We start from the raw sequence: 14,437 nt of genomic DNA on the forward strand, positions 1-14,437 counted from the left end.
CCGCCCGGGACGGATCGAAGTGATGTCGATAGAGCATATGCTGGATAGTTGATCCAAATCAGGTTAATTGTTGGTGTAAGATCGCATCGATCGGCGCTCATTTCGGCGGATTGCATGACATATCAGGCCCTCTGCCGCGCTGTACTGCCCCCGACCGGGAAAGCGCGTCCTGCCGCGCTGCGACGTTGACCAGTGTCCAGTTGAATCCGGCGGGCGTCGCATGACCCCCGCGGCACTCGTCCTCGCGCAACGCAAATGCGCGGTGCTGGCGCGACGGATCGCGACGCTGCGCCGGGCCGCGCTGCGCACGACCACGCCGCTGCTGATCGAGGACGATCAGCGCGAGCTCGACGGACTGATCGCGACGATCGAGCGGGCCTGCGACGACGCGGACGCGCTTGCCCGGAAACAGCGTGCGGCGATCGCGCTGGCACTCGCGACCACCGGCGGCGCGCCTAGTCGGCGGACGCGGCCCAGATCAGGCTGACGCGCCCGCCCGCATGCCGTTCCAGCCGGCCCGCCAGTTCGAGTTCGAGCAGGATCAGCTGGACGATCGCGGGCGCCCGGTGCGACTGGCGGACGAGTTCGTCGATGCCGACGGGGACGGGGCCGAGCAGGTCGGCGACCGCGCGCCGGTCCGCCTCGCTCGCATCGTCGAGATACCCACCGCCGGTGTCCTGCCCGGTATAGGCGTCGACGGGGGAACGGACCGAGCGGCTGTCGAACGGGCGGATCTGTTCGAGAATGTCCGCGGCCGACTGGACCAGCGTTGCCCCCTCGCGGATCAGCAGATTGCACCCCTGCGCCCGCGGATCGAGCGGGCTGCCGGGCACCGCCATCACCTCGCGCCCCTGCTCGGCGGCGAGCCGCGCGGTGATCAGCGAGCCCGATTTGGGCACCGCCTCGACCACCACCGTCCCGATCGAGAGCCCTGCGATGATGCGGTTGCGCGACGGGAAGTTGCGCGCCTTGGGTTCGGTCCCGGGCGGCTGTTCGGCGAGCAACAGCCCGTGCGTGGCGATCGCGTCCTGCAGCGCGGCGTTGTCGGGCGGATAGGCAATGTCGATACCGCTCGCGATGACGCCGATCGTGCCGCCGGATCCAGTCCCCGTGCCGTTCTTCCCGAGCGCACCGACATGCGCGGCGGTGTCGATCCCGCGCGCGACGCCTGACACGACCGTCGTGCCCGCCTCGGCGAGCGCATGCGCGAGTTCGCGCGCGAAACGGCACGCGGCGGCAGAGGCGTTGCGCGCGCCGACCATCGCGATGCACGGCCGTGTCGCATGCACGATGTCACCGTGCAGGATCAGCACCGGCGGCGCGGTCTCGGTCTCGGCCAGCAGGCGGGGGTAATCGGGGTCGTCGACAAAGAGGTAGCGGGCGCCGAGCCGCGCCGTCGCCGCCATCTCGCGGTCGACCAGCGTCCGGTCCGCGACCCGCGGGACGCGCCCGCCGCCGCGTGCGGCCAGCGTCGGCAGCGCGTCGATCGCGGCCTGCGCGCTGCCGAAGCGCGCGATCAGCTGGCGATAGGTGACCGGTCCGATCCCGGTCGTACGGATGAGCCGAAGTCTGGCGACCGCGGTGTCAGCCACCGCGCGGCCGGCTGGTGCCACCGATCCGCGGCTCGGTCCCGGCGAGCAGCCGCTGGACATTCTCGCGGTGTTTCCACCCGACGATCAGCGCGAGCGCGAGGAGCAGCAGGACCAGATCCATGCGTCCGAACAGTGCGGCGGCGAGCGGTGCGCTGAACGCCGCGGCGATGCCCGCGACCGACGAGATCCGCAGCGTGCCGAGCAGGCCGAGCCACACCACCGCATAGACCAGCCCGAGCGGCCAGTGGAGCGCGACGACGATTCCCATCAGCGTCGCGACGCCCTTGCCGCCGCGGAACCGCAGCCAGACCGGGTAGCAATGGCCGATAAAGGCGCCGGCCGCCGCGAGCAGCGCGTTGCCGGGGAACAGATGCGCGACCAGCAGCACCGCGACCAGCCCCTTGGCCATGTCGAGCAGCAGCGTCGCCGCGGCGAGGCCCTTGCGCCCGGTCCGCAGCACGTTGGTCGCGCCGATATTGCCCGATCCGATCGTCCGCAGATCGCCCGCGCCGCCCAGCCGCGTCAGGATGACGCCGAACGGGATCGACCCCAGCAGGTAGCCGAGCGCCAGCGACAGCGTCGGCGCGACCCAGAATATGTCCGTCTGCAAGAAAGCTCCCCCGTTCCGCCCCGCTATAAACGACCCGCGGCGGACGGCAAATCCCGCGTCCGTGGGCGTTGGGTGCGCGCCCGGACATCTCCACCCCGTCATCCTGACGAAAGTTAGGATCCAGAGCCAGGTAGGACGGCGCCCGTAACTCTGGATCCTGACTTCCGTCAGGATGACGGAAGAAGGGGGCGGATACCGTAAGGCGCGGGCGGCGGGAGCGCCGTGCGGGCGACGGGCAACACCCCTGCCAACCTTCGGCCCGCCCCCAGGCTGTCACCCGCCATCGATACCGCCTAAGGCGCGGTGATGGACGTTCGCCCCATCCTGTTCTTCGATTCCGGCGTCGGCGGCTTGTCGATCGTCGGCCCCGCGCGCGCTGCCTTGCCCGACGCGCCGTTCGTCTATGCCGCCGACTCGGCCGGCTTTCCCTATGGCACCAGGAGCGAGGCGGAGATCGCCGCGCGCGTGCCGGTGCTGCTCGGGCGGCTGGCGGAACGGTATCGGCCGCGGCTGATCGTGATCGCGTGCAACACCGCGTCGACGATCGCGCTGCCGGTGGTGCGCGCCGCGCTCGATCTGCCGGTGGTCGGCACGGTCCCCGCGATCAAGCCCGCCGCCGCGCTGTCGGTGACGCGGACGATCGGCGTGCTCGGCACCGAGGCGACGGTGCGCCAGGTCTATGTCGACGATCTCGCGGCGCGGTTCGCGGCCGACTGCACCGTCCTGCGCCACGGCTCGGCGGCGCTGGTCGAGATGGCGGAGGCCAAGCTCCACGGCCGCGCGGTCGCGCCCGACCGCTATGCCGCCGTCCTCGACGGCCTGTTTGCGCAACCCGGCGGCGAGGCGATCGACGTGATCGTCAACGCCTGCACGCATTTTCCGCTGGTCGCCCCCGAGCTGGCCGCCGCCGCCGGGACGCGGGACATCCGCTTCGTCGATGGCGGCCCCGGCATCGCGCGCCGGATCGTCCACCTGATGCAAGGGGAGTCTTGGGCCGGTGGCGGCGAAGGGGTCGCGGTCTTCACGCGACTCGGCCCCGACGAGCAGGCGCTCGCCCCCGCGATGGCCCGGCACGGGTTCACCCGGATGGAGCAGCTCTGACGCGCGGCTTGGGACAATATGCCCGCTTGCGTCATGCGCGCAGCATGGCAATGTTCTACAAGGACGAGGAAAGCGATCACCGTAACAACGGTATTGCGCTGGATTAGACGGAAAGCGAGGCGTAGTGCCCCAGGTCATGATTACGGATGTCTCCACGACGGCCGACGGCATTGCGGGCCCACGAGTCGATTATTCGCGCGTCTTCACGCAGGCGATCGACCGCCTCCATGCCGAGGGCCGCTACCGCGTCTTCATCGATATCCTGCGCAACAAGGGCGCGTTCCCGAACGCGCGCTGCTTTGCCGGGCATAACGGCCCCAAGCCGATCACCGTCTGGTGCTCGAACGATTATCTCGCCATGGGCCAGCATCCCAAGGTGATCGCGGCGATGGAAGAGGCGCTGCACGATGTCGGCGCGGGCTCGGGCGGCACGCGCAACATCGGCGGCAACACGCATTACCATGTCGACCTGGAAGGTGAACTCGCCGACCTGCACGGCAAGGAAGCGGCTTTGCTGTTCACCAGCGGCTATGTCTCGAACGAGGCGACTCTGGCGACGCTCGCCAAGGTCCTGCCGGGCTGCATCATCTTTTCGGACGAGCTGAACCACGCGTCGATGATCGCGGGCATCCGCAATTCAGGCTGCGAAAAGCGTGTGTTCCGGCACAACGACCTCGCGCATCTCGAGGAGCTGCTCGCTACCGAGGACCCGAGCGCGCCCAAGCTGATCGCGTTCGAGAGCGTCTATTCGATGGAAGGCGACATCGCGCCGATCTTGGCGATCTGCGATCTCGCCGATCGCTACAACGCGCTGACCTATTGCGACGAAGTTCATGCGGTCGGCATGTACGGCGCACGTGGCGGCGGCATTTCCGAACGTGATCAGGTCGCGCAGCGGATCACGATCCTCGAGGGGACGCTCGGCAAGGCGTTCGGCGTGATGGGGGGCTATATCGCCGCCGATCGCACGATCGTCGACGTGATCCGAAGCTATGCGCCGGGGTTCATCTTCACGACCTCGCTGTCGCCCGTACTCGTCGCGGGCGTGCTCGCCAGCGTCCGGCATCTGAAGGCGTCGAGCGTCGAGCGCGACGGGCAGCAGGCGTCGGCGGCGATGCTGAAGGCGATGCTGAAGGATGCCGGGCTGCCGGTGATGATCGGCGACACGCATATCGTGCCCTTGATGGTCGGCGATCCGGTCAAGGCGAAGAAGATCAGCGACGTGCTGCTCGCCGAATACGGCGTGTACGTCCAGCCGATCAACTATCCGACCGTGCCGCGCGGTACCGAGCGGCTGCGCTTCACGCCCGGCCCCGCGCATACCGAGGCGATGATGCGCGAACTGACCGACGCGCTGGTCGAGATCTGGAGCCGTCTGGACCTGCGCAAGGCGGCCTGAGCCGGACCGGCCTATAGTGCCGCCGCCGTGAGGGTCAGGACACCGAGCCCCAGCGACAGCGGCACGCGCAGCGCCATCCACCCCGGTGGCGCGATGCCGGCGCGGACCAGCGCCCGATCGACGAGCAGCGCGCCGATCAGGCTGATTCCGAGCACCACCAGCGACGGCCCCGGCCAGCGCAGCCCGACCATCCACGGCCAGGCGGTCACCAGTGCGATCAGCGACGGTGCCACGCTCGCGAACCACAGCCAGCGCGGCGCCCCCTCGGTGCGCGCGGCCAGCCCCCACCACAGCCCGCCGAGAAAGCTGAGGATCAGCGCGGCATAGGCATAGGCGACCGCCAGCGCGGAAAATCGGCTCGCAGGGTCGTTGCCGAGCAGCAGCGCGACCGCGCCGATCTGCGGCAACAGCCCCGACAGCCCGAGCAGCCGCGCGATCGGCGGAATGCCACCGGAGGGCGCAGGCGCGGGCGCCATCAGACGCGCGCGACCACGCCGGTCGCGACGACCGGACCGGTCGGCAGCCCGGTCGGCGAGCCGCCCAGCGGTTCGATCGAGATCGCCAGCGTCGCGCCCGGCGCGATCCGGCCGCGATCCGCGCCCCGCGGCGCCAGCACCGTCGGCCGCGCGGCAAGCAGCCCGAGCGAATGCGGCACGCCGTCGCCGCCGATCACCCAGAGCTGCGCGACACGCGCATCGGGCACACCCGGCCCGGCCGCGACGCGCAGCGCCCCGGTCGCGGGGTCGTACACCGCGGCGACGGGCGACTTGGCATCGCCCAGCATCGCGACCAGCACGCTGCTCGGCCGCGCCGCCGGGATCGGCTGCGACACCGGTGGCGCCGACCGCGGCTCGACCGCGATGAACAGCAGCAGGCAGGCGGCGACCGCGCTGCTCGCCGCCGCCAGCCACGGCCAGGGCGACCGCGCCCCGCTGCGGAGCGTGGTCACGCCGTCGGCCGTGCGACCCGATTGGCGGGTGAGGGCGTCGAGACTCGTCTCGACCCGCGCCGCGAGCTGCGGTGGCGCGTCATGCTCGGGCCACAGGTCGAACAGCGCCGCGAACTGCGTGCGCCACCATTCCACATCGGCGGCGAAACCGGGTTCGGCGAGCAGGCGGCGCACCGCCGCCGCCCGCTCGTCGCCCTCGAGCAGGCCCAGGGCGAATTCGCCCGCAAGCGGATCACGATCAGCCACCGAGGCAATCCTTCAATCGGGCCAGCCCGCGCCGCACCCAGCTCTTCATCGTCCCGAGCGGCACCGCGCGACGCAGCGCGAGCTCGGCATAGGTCACGCCATCGAAGAACGCGGTCCGGATCACGTCGCGCTGCTGCTGCTCCAGACCCTCGAGACAGGCGTGCAACCGCCGCGTCGCCTCGTCGTCGAGCAGCAAGGCCTCGGCGCTCGGCTGCGGGTCGGCAATGTCCGGTGCATCGTCGATCGGCGAGGCGCGGCGGACGCCCTGTGCGCGCTGCCAGTCGATCGCACGATTGCGCGCGATCGTCGCCAGCCAGGTGATCGGGCTCGCACGACCGGGTTCCCAGCCGCCGGCGCGCTTCCAGATCGTGAGATAGACGTCGTGCAGCACATCCTCCGCGGCTTGAGCATTGCCACAGATACGCAGGGTGATCCCGAAAAGCTTCGCCTGGGTCAGCGCATAAAGCTCGCGAAAGGCGTCACGGTCTTCCTCGCCGGTCCGGATCAGGACACTCGAGAGATGGGCGCGGGCGGCATCCGCCTGGGGCTTGGACAGGGTCACGCGACCGACACTAGCGCGTTGATCCGCGGCGACAATAGCCTTCGCCCGTCTTGACCGTCAGGCAGTCGGTCTTGCCGGCCAGATATTTCAGACCCGTCGCGTCGCCGTTCGTCGGCCGCAGGATCTCGCGCACCCCGTCGCGCGTGAAGACGATCGTGTCGCCGACCGCGCGCGCATCGAACACCCCCTTGTGGTCGAGATCCCACTGCATCGCGAGCCGGAACTGCCCCGGTTCACCCGCCGGCGTCACGTCGAGGACCATGCCCTCGACGCCGATCCACCGCCCCGACAGGTCGCGCGTCGGTTCTGCGACGACCTTTTCGGGGCGCGTCGTCTCGGTTGCGCCCACCGACGTCATGCTCGCATCGCCGCGCGTCTCGGGTGCCGGTCCGGAACAGGCGGCGAGGACGAGGGCGGCAAGGGCGGCGGTTAGGGCGAGAGCTTTCATGGGGATCTCTTTGCAGGCGGCAGGGCGGTCATTGCAATCCTCCCCCTGGCGGCGGGGGATCGTCAGGCTCTATGCGCCGCCTTCGCGAACAGGTGTGGCAAATCCCGGCTCGGCTCGGTAAAGGGCTGGGCACCCGATCCCGATCACAGGAATACGCCAGGTGCGCATCGCCATCGCGTCCGACCATGCCGCCGTTTCGTTGAAAGCGGTGCTGACCGCGTGGCTGCGCGAGGCCGGGCACGACGTGCTCGATCTCGGGCCCGAGGGCACCGCGAGCGTCGATTATCCCGATTACGGCTATGCGCTGGCCGCCGCGATCGAGGACGGTCGCGCCGAGCGCGGCATCGCGCTGTGCGGCTCGGGCATCGGCATCTCGATCGCCGCCAACCGCAATCCCGCCTGCCGCTGCGCGCTCGTCTCCGAGCCGCTGTCGGCGAGCCTCGCGCGGATCCACAACGACGCCAATGCCATCGCGATGGGCGCCCGCCTGATCGGCGAGGAAATGGCAAAGGCGTGCGTCGAAGCCTTCCTGTCCGCCGATTTCGCCGGCGGCCGTCATCAACACCGTGTCGACAAGCTCTCCGCCGTCGACCGGACTTCCGCAAAGGTCCCCGCATGAGCACCCAGCCCAACACGCTCCATGACGTCCAGCCGGACGGCTTCTTCACCCGCGGCCTCGCCGATGCCGATGCCGCCGTCTTCGCCGGCGTCGAGGCGGAGCTCGAGCGCGAGCAGACCCAGATCGAGCTGATCGCTAGCGAGAACATCGTCTCCAAGGCGGTGCTCGAGGCGCAGGGCTCGGTCTTCACCAACAAGTACGCCGAGGGCTATCCGGGCAAGCGCTATTACCAGGGCTGCGCGCCGTCGGACACGGTCGAGACGCTCGCGATCGAGCGCGCCAAGCAGATCTTCGGCTGCGGCTTCGTCAACGTCCAGCCGCATTCGGGCGCGCAGGCGAACGGCGCGGTGATGCTCGCTTTGGTCAAGCCCGGCGACACGATCCTCGGCATGAGCCTCGACGCGGGCGGCCATCTGACTCACGGCGCCAAGCCCGCCCAGTCGGGCAAGTGGTTCAACGCGATCCAGTACGGCGTCGACGCGACAACGCACCTGATCGATTACGACCAGGTCGAGGCGCTGGCGGTCGAGCATCAGCCGAAGCTGATCATCGCGGGCGGCTCGGCCTATCCGCGCGTCATCGACTTCGCCCGTTTCCGCGCCATCGCGGACAAGGTCGGCGCCTATTTCATGGTCGACATGGCGCATTTCGCGGGCATCGTCGCGGCGGGGCTTCACCCGACGCCGTTCGGTCACGCGCATGTCGTGACCACGACCACGCACAAGACGCTGCGTGGTCCGCGCGGCGGCATGATCATGACGAACGATGAGGCGATCGCGAAGAAGATCAACTCGGCGGTGTTCCCGGGGCTCCAGGGCGGGCCGCTGATGCACGTGATCGCAGCCAAGGCGGTCGCGTTCGGCGAGGCGCTCCAGCCCGACTTCAAGAGCTATATCGCCGCGGTCGTCGAGAATGCGAAGGTGCTCGCGGCGACGCTCAAGGAGCGCGGCTCGGACGTCGTCTCGGGCGGCACCGACACGCATCTCGCGCTGATCGACCTCACCCCGCTCGGCATTACCGGGCGCGACGCGGACGAGGCGCTCGAGCGTGCAGGCATCACCTGCAACAAGAACGGCATCCCCAACGATCCGCTCCCGCCGATGAAGACCAGCGGCATCCGCGTCGGCACCCCCGCCGGCACGACGCGCGGCTTCGGCCCCGCCGAATTCCGCGAGATCGGCAACATGGTCGCCGACGTGCTGGACGGGCTCGCGAAAAAGGGCGAGCATGGGGACCCGCAGGTCGAGGCGGACGTTCGGGCACGTGTTCGCACGCTGTGCGCGCGCTTCCCCATCTATCAAGGATAACGAGCATGTCGAAGATCGATGACATCCAGAACGACATCAAGGCGACCCCCGGCCTCGGCAAGAGCATGGCCAAGTGGAGCGCACTCGGCGCGGTCGTCGCGATCCCGGTGCCGGTGATCGGCCCGATCTTCGGCGCGCTCGCGGGCGCGGGCTATGCCTATTACAAGGGCAAGAAGAAGGTCTGAATGCGCTGCCCCTTTTGCGGACATGAAGACAGCCAGGTCAAGGACAGCCGCCCCACAGAAGACGGGGCGGCGATCCGGCGCCGGCGCCAGTGCGAAGGCTGCGCCGCGCGTTTCACGACGTTCGAGCGCATCCAGCTGCGCGAGTTGTTCGTGCTGAAAAGCGAGGGGCGCCGGGAGCCGTTCGACCGCGAGAAGCTGCTCCGCTCGCTCTCGATCGCGACGCGCAAACGCGCGATCGAGCCGGGACGGATCGACAAGCTCGTCAGCGGGATCCAGCGCCGGCTCGAGACGCTCGGCGAGAACGACGTCACGTCGAAGCGGATTGGCGAGATGGTGATGGACGGGCTCAAGGGGCTCGATTCGGTCGCGTATATCCGGTTCGCTAGCGTGTACCGCGACTTCAGCGAGGCGAAGGACTTCGAGGCATTTGCCGGGAGTGTCGAGGAGGTCGGGCGGGCGGAGTGATCTGACCGTCGGTCGTTTCCCTGGCGGGGGCCCTTCGACTTCGCTCAGGGCGAACGGAAGGGGGCGAGGTCCTGCGGGCCACCCGGCCCCGAGAGCCCGCGCGCTCGTCGAGACGCGCACCACCCCCACCCCGTTCGTCCTGAGCGAAGTCGAAGGACTTGTTTGACCACCACGCCACCGCGTAAGCCCCGGCCATGACATTCTGGGCCTATATGGTGCGCTGCGCCGACGACAGTTATTACACCGGACATACGGACGATCTCGAACGCCGGATCGGCCAGCACAACCTCGGCGAGGTGGCTGGCTACACGCAGACGCGCCGCCCCGTGACGCTGATGTGGAGCCAGGACTTCCCGTCCCGACACGAGGCCCTCGCGGCCGAGTTCCAGGTCAAGGGCTGGTCGCGGCGCAAGAAGGAAGCGCTCTCGCGTGGCGATTGGGCGGATCTGCACGATGCGGCGATCCCCCCGCGGGAGCGTGCCCTTCGACTTCGCTCAGGGCGAACGGAGGAAGAGGAGGGTGCCGCACCACCCTCCGCCGTTGATGCCTCACTCCCTCCCCCCGTTCGTGCTGAGCGAAGTCGAAGCACCGTGGCGGACCCAACCCCACCCCCCGTCATAATCCTAGTCCGCCCCCAGCTCGGCGAAAACATCGGCAAGGCCGCGCGCGCGATGCTGAACTTCGGGCTCGTCGAGATGCGGCTCGTCTCCCCGCGCGACGGCTGGCCCAACCCGTCGGCCGGCCCCGCCGCCAGCGGCGCCGACATCGTCCTGCAAAACGCCAAGGTCTATGACAGCGTCGCCGCCGCCACCGCGGACTGCGCACAGGTCTTCGCGACAACGGTCCGCAAGCGCGGCGTCACCAAGCCCGTTATGACCCCCGAACAGGCCGCGACCGAGATCCACACCGCCCCCGGCCGCTCCGCCATCCTGTTCGGACCCGAGCGCTCAGGGCTAGAAACCGACGACGTCGCGGTCGCGCGGACGATCATCACCGTGCCGATCAACCCCGAATTCGGCTCGCTCAACCTCGCCCAGGCGGTGATCCTGGTCGCCTATGAATGGTCGAAGGGGCTGACCGCGGAGCGCGAGCTCAGCCAGCCGTCGATCAACCCGATCATGCCGCCCGCACCGCAGGAGGAGCTCGACGGGATGATCGGCCAGCTCGACACGATGCTGATGGGCGCAGGCTTCTTCTATCCGCCCGACAAGATCCAGACGACGCGCCGCACGTTGCGCACGCTGCTGACCAAGCCGGGCTGGTCGAGCCAGGAAATCCGCACGATGCGCGGCGTGCTCTCGTCGCTGGCGGGGAAGAAGCCCAGGGCCTGACGGGGGGCGAGAGGTGCGTTCAGGCCCGTTCTCCTACCCCCCCCGTTCGTCCTGAGCGAAGTCGAAGCGCATGCCCCAAGCGAAGGTGCTTCGACTTCGCTGAGCACGAACGGGATGGGGAGGGGAGGGGGCGGTTGCATTACCCTCGGCCCCGTCGCGTCCTCCTACCCCCGTTCGCCCTGAGCGAAGTCGAAGGGCATGCCCCAAGCGCAGGTGCTTCGACTACGCTCAGCACGAACGGGGCAGGGGGGCGTACGTTGGAAGACTCAACGCCGGTCGAACGCCGCCAGCTCATACGCGATCGACGCCTCGACCAGCCCCTCCCACAGATCCGCGATCGCCGCGTCCGGCAACCCCAGCCGCGCGGCCTCCGCCCGGGCATTCTCGATCACCTGAGTCTTGCGCGCCTCGTCGCGCACATGCCCCCGCTCGGGCTTGATGCGCGCGGCGGCGTCCATATAGGCAAAGCGTCTGGCCAGCAGCGCGACGAGCTCGCGGTCGAGCGCGTCGACGCCCGCGCGGACCTCGGTCATGGTGGTACAGTCGGGGCCGGATAGGATGGTCATGCCGCCTCTTGCCGAGCGGCCCGCACGCTGTCCAGCTTGACTCTGGCAGGCGCGGCGTCTAGGCGCCCGCCTTCGCAATGGCCCTGCACCCCGGTGAAGCGGTGGCCCTGCCTTGTCCGGACCCTTGGGTCCTATGACGACCAGCAGAGCGATACCGGGACCAACGTTGTTTGCATTTGCAAAGGTTTTATCATGTCGAAGCGTCAGAGCGCAAAGTACAAACTCGATCGCCGTATGGGCGAGAACATCTGGGGTCGCCCCAAGTCGCCGGTCAACAAGCGTGAATACGGCCCCGGCCAGCACGGCCAGCGCCGCAAGGGCAAGGTCAGCGACTTCGGTATCCAGCTGCGCGCCAAGCAGAAGCTCAAGGGCTATTACGGTGACGTGACCGAGAAGCAGTTCCGCGCCTGCTATTTCGAAGCCGCGCGCATGAAGGGCGATACCAGCCAGAACCTGATCGGCCTGCTCGAGCAGCGCCTCGACATGATCGTCTACCGCGCCAAGTTCGCGCCGACGATCTTCGCGGCCCGCCAGATCGTTTCGCACGGCCACATCCGCGTCAACGGCGTGAAGTGCAACGTCGCATCGCGTCGCTGCTTCGTCGGTGACGAGATCACGCTGGGCACCAAGGCGCAGGAGATGGCGCTGGTGATGGAAGCACAGACCCTCGCCGAGCGCGAGATCCCCGACTATGTCGCCACCGACGGCGCCGCCAAGGTCACCTTCACGCGCGTGCCCACGCTCGACGAAGTGCCCTACCCGGTGAAGATGGAACCGAACCTCGTCGTCGAGTTCTATTCGCGCTAAGTCGAGCGACGCGAGACCGGCCGGCGTCGCGCAGGCGACGTCCGACGACGTGGCCCCGCCACGGCGCGGTTCGAAAAAGGAAAAGGGCGGTCCTCCGGGGCCGCCCTTTTTCGTTGCGCTACATCCCCATCGCGTTGCGGAGAAATGCATCCGCCTTGGCAAGCATCAGGGTACGCGCACCATCGTCGTCCAGCTGGTGATCGAGACCGGGGAATTCGACGAGCTCGACCTTGCCGCCCGCCCCCTTCAGCCTCGATGCCATCAGCCGCGATTCGTCGATGCCGACATTTCGGTCGCGGTCGCCGTGGAACATCAGGACGGGCGCGGTGATCCGGTCGGCATGGCGCGCGGGCGATCCCGCCTGAACGTGCGGACCGTGACCAATAAAGGCGTCGACCACCGTATAACTGGTAAACCCGCGCGCTTCCTCGCGAAATGCATCGAGATCGGTCACCGGCGCGACCGCGACGATCGCCTTGAACAGCCCGGGTTCGGTGACCGCCGATTGCAGCGCGGCATAGCCGCCATAGGACCAGCCGACGATCGCCAGCGTGGCGGGCGCGGCAATTCCCTGTGTCACCAGCCAACGGCCGGCATCGTCGACATCGCCGATCGCGGTGCGCCACGACTGGAAGCCGTTTTTCTGGAACCAGGCCGAGCCATAGCCGGTCGAGCCGCGGAAATTGGGCTGAAGCACGGCAAAGCCGCGCGCGGCGAAGAATTGCGGGAGCCAGTCGAACCCCCATTCGTCGCGCGCACCCGGCCCGCCATGCGGCATCACGATCGCGGGCAACCCCTTGCCGCTGCTGCCGGCGGGAAGCGTCAGATAGCCCGGGATCATTGTCCCGTCGGCCGCGCGAAAGCTGATCGGCTTGACGCTGCCGAGCGGGATGCCGGCGAGCTGCGCGCGCGCCGGCATCACCTCGCCCATTTTCCGGGTCTTGCGGTCGAGCAGGTAATAGCGGCCGGGATCGACGTCGCTGCCCGCGAACAGCAGCAGCGTGTTCTCATCCGCACTGGCATCGATGAACGTCACGATCGGCTTCCCCGGCAGCGCCGCGTTGAGCGACGCCGCCAGCGCGCGCAGCGCAGGGTCGAAGAACGCCACCTCGCGCCGATCGGTCGCATAGGTGGCGCCGACCACGCGGCTCTGCCGGCCGATGCGGATCAGGCCGTCGACATCGACATCGGGGTGGGCCAGCACGAGCTCGCGCTTGAGCGTGCCGTCCAGCGCGACCTTGAACAGCGCCTGGCGGCCATCCTTGTCGTCAAAGCCATAGGCGATGTTGAGCGCCGGATCGACGGCATAGGGATTGAACCCGGTACCGTTCTGATCGCCCTCCAGCCGGCTCAGCGGCAACCAGGCGCGATCGCCGGGCTTCCGGTACAGATAGTCGGTCCGCCCGGTTTCGTAGCCGGAGTTGCTTCGGCTGCGCAGCCCCATGATCCGCACCATGCCGCGACCGTCGCTGATATACTCGTCCGCCGTCCCGCGCGGCGCCTCGATCGTCCGCCGTGCGAGCGTGACGCTGTCGATCCGTTCGACTCCCAGGCCCTCGCCGCTGCTCGCAGTCTGCATCCCGGTCGTCATCTCGGGCACGAAGCTGCGCGTCATCAGCACAGCGCCGGCGACGCCGTCGGCGGTCCAGTCGATCACGCTGCCGCCGTCCTGCATCATGCCGAGCGAACGGTCGTTGGTGCGGGCGCTGAGCATCTTCATCGCGCTGCCGTCGCGATTGATCGCGACCGTCCGGCTGAAGCCGATCAGCCCGAAACTGCTCTTCGACGCGGTCCGGATCTGGCAGATCACGCGGATGTCGGTGGCCCATCGACAGGAGGTCAGCGTTTCGGGATCCCCCGCCGCGGACAGGATCGGCTGTGCCACTTCGCCCGTGGTCATGTTCGCGATCCGCAGCGCGGCACCGTGCCCGCGAACGGGTACGATCATCGCGACATGCGTCCCGTCGGGCGACAGGCTCATCTGCTGGACCGCCTCGCGCGCGCCGAACGCCGCCGCCATCGGCCCGGCCGGGTCCGCGGCGCCCGCCGTCGTTGAAATCCCCACGCACAGCGCCATGCCCGCGCGCACGCGCATCATCGATCGCAACCGCATTCTTATCCCCCGAACCAAGCCCCGCTACGTAACCTAGCAACGCCGCGCGCGATGACAAACGCGCACTTTCGTCCAATTTGCACCAGACCGGGGGCGGGGACCGAGGCGACCACCGCGGGGGTGGCGCATGCCTTGCG

Annotated in this window: 17 protein-coding genes; 9 read left to right on the forward strand and 8 right to left on the reverse strand. The window is 68.7% G+C overall.

The window, feature by feature from the left end:
- Positions 1–220 precede the first annotated feature (220 nt).
- The gene (locus IFT87_RS06710) at positions 221–487 is read left to right on the forward strand and encodes a hypothetical protein (RefSeq protein WP_037531701.1); all 267 of its coding nucleotides are present in this window, start codon (positions 221–223) and stop codon (positions 485–487) included.
- Here IFT87_RS06710 and dprA read toward each other — a convergent pair.
- Both dprA and plsY read right to left on the reverse strand, forming a co-directional pair.
- On the reverse strand, positions 456–1,592 hold the full coding sequence (gene dprA / locus IFT87_RS06715; RefSeq protein WP_426290461.1) for a DNA-processing protein DprA: 1,137 nt from the start codon (positions 1,590–1,592) through the stop codon (positions 456–458). The two genes, IFT87_RS06710 and dprA, sit on opposite strands and share 32 nt — an antisense overlap.
- Entirely contained in the window at positions 1,585–2,202 is a 618-nt protein-coding gene (gene plsY / locus IFT87_RS06720; protein WP_107930828.1) for a glycerol-3-phosphate 1-O-acyltransferase PlsY, read from the reverse strand. Before plsY ends, dprA begins: the two co-directional genes overlap by 8 nt.
- Positions 2,203–2,508: 306 nt before the next feature.
- Between plsY and murI the strand changes: the two genes are divergently transcribed.
- Positions 2,509–3,303: a glutamate racemase gene (gene murI, locus IFT87_RS06725; RefSeq protein ID WP_192007921.1), complete on the forward strand. Its 795-nt coding sequence runs from the start codon at positions 2,509–2,511 to the stop codon at positions 3,301–3,303.
- Positions 3,304–3,439: 136 nt separating this feature from the next.
- Complete coding sequence (gene hemA / locus IFT87_RS06730) at positions 3,440–4,702, forward strand: 5-aminolevulinate synthase (RefSeq protein WP_192007922.1); 1,263 nt, start codon at positions 3,440–3,442, stop codon at positions 4,700–4,702.
- A gap of 11 nt (positions 4,703–4,713) precedes the next feature.
- On the opposite strand, the gene IFT87_RS06735 is transcribed toward hemA, so the two are convergent.
- Genes IFT87_RS06735 through IFT87_RS06750 form a run of 4 tightly spaced genes read right to left on the reverse strand, consistent with a single transcriptional unit; the run spans position 4,714 to position 6,907 of the window.
- On the reverse strand, positions 4,714–5,178 hold the full coding sequence (locus IFT87_RS06735) for a DUF3429 domain-containing protein (protein ID WP_031440101.1): 465 nt from the start codon (positions 5,176–5,178) through the stop codon (positions 4,714–4,716).
- A complete protein-coding gene (locus tag IFT87_RS06740) occupies positions 5,178–5,897 on the reverse strand; it encodes an anti-sigma factor (RefSeq protein ID WP_320481827.1) in 720 nt (239 codons plus the stop codon). The genes IFT87_RS06735 and IFT87_RS06740 overlap by 1 nt, the downstream gene beginning before the upstream one ends.
- On the reverse strand, positions 5,890–6,459 hold the full coding sequence (locus IFT87_RS06745; RefSeq protein WP_031441039.1) for a sigma-70 family RNA polymerase sigma factor: 570 nt from the start codon (positions 6,457–6,459) through the stop codon (positions 5,890–5,892). The genes IFT87_RS06740 and IFT87_RS06745 overlap by 8 nt, the downstream gene beginning before the upstream one ends.
- A gap of 10 nt (positions 6,460–6,469) precedes the next feature.
- Positions 6,470–6,907, reverse strand: a complete 438-nt coding sequence (locus tag IFT87_RS06750; RefSeq protein WP_192007923.1) for a hypothetical protein — start codon at positions 6,905–6,907, stop codon at positions 6,470–6,472.
- A gap of 160 nt (positions 6,908–7,067) precedes the next feature.
- Here IFT87_RS06750 and rpiB point away from each other — a divergent pair, with 160 nt between their 5' ends.
- From rpiB to IFT87_RS06775, 5 genes are all read left to right on the forward strand, one after another.
- The gene (rpiB, locus tag IFT87_RS06755; protein ID WP_037529906.1) at positions 7,068–7,526 is read left to right on the forward strand and encodes a ribose 5-phosphate isomerase B; all 459 of its coding nucleotides are present in this window, start codon (positions 7,068–7,070) and stop codon (positions 7,524–7,526) included.
- On the forward strand, positions 7,523–8,833 hold the full coding sequence (locus IFT87_RS06760) for a serine hydroxymethyltransferase (RefSeq protein ID WP_031441042.1): 1,311 nt from the start codon (positions 7,523–7,525) through the stop codon (positions 8,831–8,833). The genes rpiB and IFT87_RS06760 overlap by 4 nt, the downstream gene beginning before the upstream one ends.
- Before the next feature lie 5 nt (positions 8,834–8,838).
- Positions 8,839–9,018 (forward strand): hypothetical protein, encoded by a 180-nt coding sequence (locus IFT87_RS06765; protein ID WP_031394946.1) that lies wholly within the window; start codon positions 8,839–8,841, stop codon positions 9,016–9,018.
- Positions 9,019–9,483, forward strand: coding sequence for a transcriptional regulator NrdR (nrdR, locus tag IFT87_RS06770; protein WP_031394945.1), 465 nt, complete (start codon positions 9,019–9,021; stop codon positions 9,481–9,483). It begins immediately after the preceding gene.
- Positions 9,484–9,677: 194 nt separating this feature from the next.
- Positions 9,678–10,814: a TrmH family RNA methyltransferase gene (locus IFT87_RS06775; RefSeq protein WP_192007925.1), complete on the forward strand. Its 1,137-nt coding sequence runs from the start codon at positions 9,678–9,680 to the stop codon at positions 10,812–10,814.
- Between the two features lie 266 nt (positions 10,815–11,080).
- Here the strand turns inward: IFT87_RS06775 and IFT87_RS06780 are convergent, their stop codons facing one another.
- On the reverse strand, positions 11,081–11,380 hold the full coding sequence (locus IFT87_RS06780) for a chorismate mutase (protein ID WP_031394943.1): 300 nt from the start codon (positions 11,378–11,380) through the stop codon (positions 11,081–11,083).
- A 192-nt stretch (positions 11,381–11,572) separates the two neighbouring features.
- On the opposite strand from IFT87_RS06780, the gene rpsD reads away from it, so the two are divergent.
- Positions 11,573–12,187, forward strand: a complete 615-nt coding sequence (rpsD, locus tag IFT87_RS06785) for a 30S ribosomal protein S4 (protein ID WP_031394942.1) — start codon at positions 11,573–11,575, stop codon at positions 12,185–12,187.
- 118 nt (positions 12,188–12,305) lie between these two features.
- Here the strand turns inward: rpsD and IFT87_RS06790 are convergent, their stop codons facing one another.
- Positions 12,306–14,300, reverse strand: a complete 1,995-nt coding sequence (locus IFT87_RS06790; RefSeq protein WP_249403232.1) for an alpha/beta hydrolase family protein — start codon at positions 14,298–14,300, stop codon at positions 12,306–12,308.
- Positions 14,301–14,437: the final 137 nt, after the last annotated feature.

The organism is Sphingomonas sp. CFBP 8765, from assembly GCF_014841445.1.
Lineage (GTDB): Bacteria > Pseudomonadota > Alphaproteobacteria > Sphingomonadales > Sphingomonadaceae > Sphingomonas > Sphingomonas aerolata.